The sequence below is a fragment of the Candidatus Contendobacter odensis Run_B_J11 genome, assembly GCF_000531125.1.
GTDB lineage: Bacteria > Pseudomonadota > Gammaproteobacteria > Competibacterales > Competibacteraceae > Contendibacter > Contendibacter odensensis.
In genome coordinates, this window is sequence record NZ_CBTK010000069.1 from 1 (window position 1) to 2,590 (window position 2,590).

The following is a 2,590-nucleotide window of genomic DNA, read 5'->3' on the forward strand; positions in this document are numbered from 1 at the left end:
TCTGCGATCAGCCGAAAGTCACGGTCTTTGGTCAATAGATCGTAATCATGCCGAAGGCAAATCCGGGCGATCAGACAGTCGATAGTGGAGCGGATGGTCGAGCCTTGGGAGCGGCAGCGCCGATAGAGGGTGGCCGCTTCGCAGTAAGTAATCCATTCGATCCGGTTCCGGGGCCATAGTGAAGGCGGCCAGCAGTTCTGCGATGCGCGTTGCTTCGGCATCGCTTCTCAAGCCGAGCAGAATTTCCGTCATCACGACGCTGCAAAGAATGATCGATTCGTGGTCACTGATGGCCTGAGCCAGTCGATCCGCCTCTGCCGAGGCATAGCCGTTGAAGTAGTCGATCCAGACCGAGGTATCGACCAGCATCAAATGGGTTCCAGGTCCCGCGAAGCGCGCAGCCGGTCGAGATCCCCTTCCCAGTGAACCTTGCCCCGCAGTTCCAAAAGCTGGCGGCGTTTGAGCAACTTTGCGTACTCGGCAAGCGCCGTGTTTACAGCGGCTTTTTTGGTAGCAAAGCGGCCCAGGTTCTGAACTTGGGTAAGGAGGTGTTCATCAAGTTCGAGGTGGGTTCTCATACGCGATCCAGATAGCGGCTGATGGCAACAGGTTGGCCTGCGTTCAAGAATTGCGCGGTTTGCACCGAGACGATCCGGGCGCTCAGGCAGCAATTTCCATGAGGCTAATTTCATACAGACGCGCTGGAGATAACTCAAGGCCATTGGGCCAGCATAAGGCTCCGGCGTCGACGAAAAACCGTCGAAGATAGGTTTCATCGTGCAAGGCTTTTAGCAAAGGCCCTTGCCGTGTTGCCAAGTAGGTCTTCACATTGAATATCCCGCGCCGTCCATCTGAAAAGGCCAGTTCGATCCGATGACCGCCTATGTAGCAAGCTTCTAGCAACTTAATCATGATCAGCTCCTCGAATGCGCTCCAGTGATTCAAAACGCTGCGCTCGCTCCCAGTTGTCCAGCAGTTCCTGCTGATGGGTGAGACACTATTCTTGTACGATAGCGGCAACCTTGCGGGGTAATTTCCCCTTGGACACCTGACCCGTTTGTAGATCGACCAGTGCCTCGAACCCTTGGTACTCCACATGAATATGGGGCGGCGGGTGATCGTCGTGCCACATGCGCCCGATAATCCCGAAGAATACCGATAAAATGGGCATGGTAGACGCTACGGGTGCAGGCAAAAATGGATTTGTTACCGGCGCTGACCGGCAATTCGATCCACCGCCGTGACCCGATCATCCTCCAGCGTGACTTGCACTGTCCTCATTCGTACCTGTCCGCATAGCAATAACTCCAGCGATGATAGTGCGGAGAGCGATTCAATGGCAAAAGCGCGAGAGACGTAAAAAACCCGTTGCTGGGAGCTTAGTCAGAAGGTGGACCATGCCCACCTTACCCGGCTAGCTTGCACCGGCAAACGTACCCAAAAAAACTTTTGACAATATACGGGATTCCCGTATATTATCTTCCATGCGAACCGTGATCGAAACACCCACTTTTCAAAAACAGGCCGGAAAAATCTGGTCGGAAGAAGATCGCATGGCGTTTATTACCTGGATTGCGGAGCATCCCACGGCAGGCGATGTGATTCCTGACACCGACGGTGCGCGAAAAGTCCGCTGGTCGGTGGCGGGCAAAGGTAAGAGCGGCGGCATCCGCGTGATTTATTTCAACCTGACTGAGCAAGGGATGGTGGTGCTGATCACACTGTACCAAAAGGCGGAGCAAGCCACTATCCAACCCAGTGATATCAAAAAGGCCCTGTAACATGGACATTGAAAAAATAGCGCAAGCGATTGAGGTAGACGCGGGTATGCCGCTGAACGATCTCCGGCAAGGTTTAGCTGAAATGCAATCCGGCGTCGGGCGAGTAACGACGGCTGAGCAACTGTTAGTTCGCTCGGCTCGCGCTAAAACCGGTTTGTCACAACAGGTGTTTGCTGAACGCATCAGCACCCCGGTAGCGACTCTGCGTGATTGGGAACAAGGTCGGTTTGCGCCGCCGGGAGGGGTGCTGTGTCTGTTAAAACTCATTGGCAACCACCCCAATTTGATCGGCGAACTGGAAGCGGCCTAATGATTAGCCAATAGGGTGGGTATTGCCCCATACGCGCCAACCTAAGGGTTAACAAATTGAAAAAGTTATAAAAAAAGGCAGGCTCGAGGTTGCTTCACAAACCTCGCGACCGGAGGACCGACCACCATGAGCCTGCCATTCATCAATCTTGATACGACATTTGAAAGCTTCTTACAAGAGTTGCCTGAGAACTATCGGGAGTTGGCGATCGAGTTCAAAGCGTTCTGCCGGTCACGCAAGATCAAAACCCCGGAACAGTTGATGCGGGTGGTGATGGGTTACTGCGGGATTGACGAGGTGCTGCGCGAAATCGCAGGGAACTTCACGCGGTTAGAGGAACGGATCAGCGATACGGCGATCCACAACCGCCTGAAGGCCTGTGTACCGTGGGTGAAGGCGCTGCTGAGCCGGAGGATGGGCGACGCGGCGAAACCGCTGCTCGAGGGTCACTTGCGATTCCTCATTGTCGAGGGTTCGACGGTGCAGGGACCGGGCGCGA

6 protein-coding genes and 2 pseudogenes are annotated in these 2,590 nt (G+C 54.6%); 3 read left to right on the forward strand and 5 right to left on the reverse strand.

Translation table 11 applies throughout. The features are described 5' to 3' along the window. The 5 genes and pseudogenes from BN874_RS26360 to BN874_RS05960 all read right to left on the reverse strand — a co-directional run. On the reverse strand, positions 1 to 221 hold a 221-nt coding region (locus tag BN874_RS26360; protein WP_420886111.1), incomplete at its 3' end, for a PIN domain-containing protein. Next, positions 175 to 369: pseudogene (locus tag BN874_RS26365) on the reverse strand (PIN domain-containing protein); the annotation flags it as partial. The pseudogene BN874_RS26365 and the gene BN874_RS26360, both read right to left, overlap by 47 nt. Continuing rightward, a complete protein-coding gene (locus BN874_RS05950) occupies positions 369 to 578 on the reverse strand; it encodes a type II toxin-antitoxin system VapB family antitoxin (RefSeq protein WP_034431504.1) in 210 nt (69 codons plus the stop codon). The pseudogene BN874_RS26365 and the gene BN874_RS05950, both read right to left, overlap by 1 nt. Positions 579 to 660: 82 nt before the next feature. Next, complete coding sequence (locus BN874_RS05955) at positions 661 to 912, reverse strand: DUF2442 domain-containing protein (RefSeq protein ID WP_034431505.1); 252 nt, start codon at positions 910 to 912, stop codon at positions 661 to 663. A gap of 85 nt (positions 913 to 997) precedes the next feature. Then, complete coding sequence (locus tag BN874_RS05960) at positions 998 to 1,171, reverse strand: DUF4160 domain-containing protein (protein WP_230314347.1); 174 nt, start codon at positions 1,169 to 1,171, stop codon at positions 998 to 1,000. A gap of 313 nt (positions 1,172 to 1,484) precedes the next feature. On the opposite strand from BN874_RS05960, the gene BN874_RS05965 reads away from it, so the two are divergent. From BN874_RS05965 to BN874_RS05975, 3 genes and pseudogenes are all read left to right on the forward strand, one after another. Then, positions 1,485 to 1,781 carry a hypothetical protein gene (locus tag BN874_RS05965; RefSeq protein WP_034431506.1) on the forward strand — a complete coding sequence of 99 codons (297 nt, stop codon included), beginning with the start codon at positions 1,485 to 1,487 and terminating at the stop codon, positions 1,779 to 1,781. A 1-nt stretch (position 1,782) separates the two neighbouring features. Next, entirely contained in the window at positions 1,783 to 2,091 is a 309-nt protein-coding gene (locus tag BN874_RS05970; RefSeq protein ID WP_034431507.1) for a helix-turn-helix domain-containing protein, read from the forward strand. 126 nt (positions 2,092 to 2,217) lie between these two features. Next, positions 2,218 to 2,590: pseudogene (locus BN874_RS05975) on the forward strand (transposase); the annotation flags it as partial.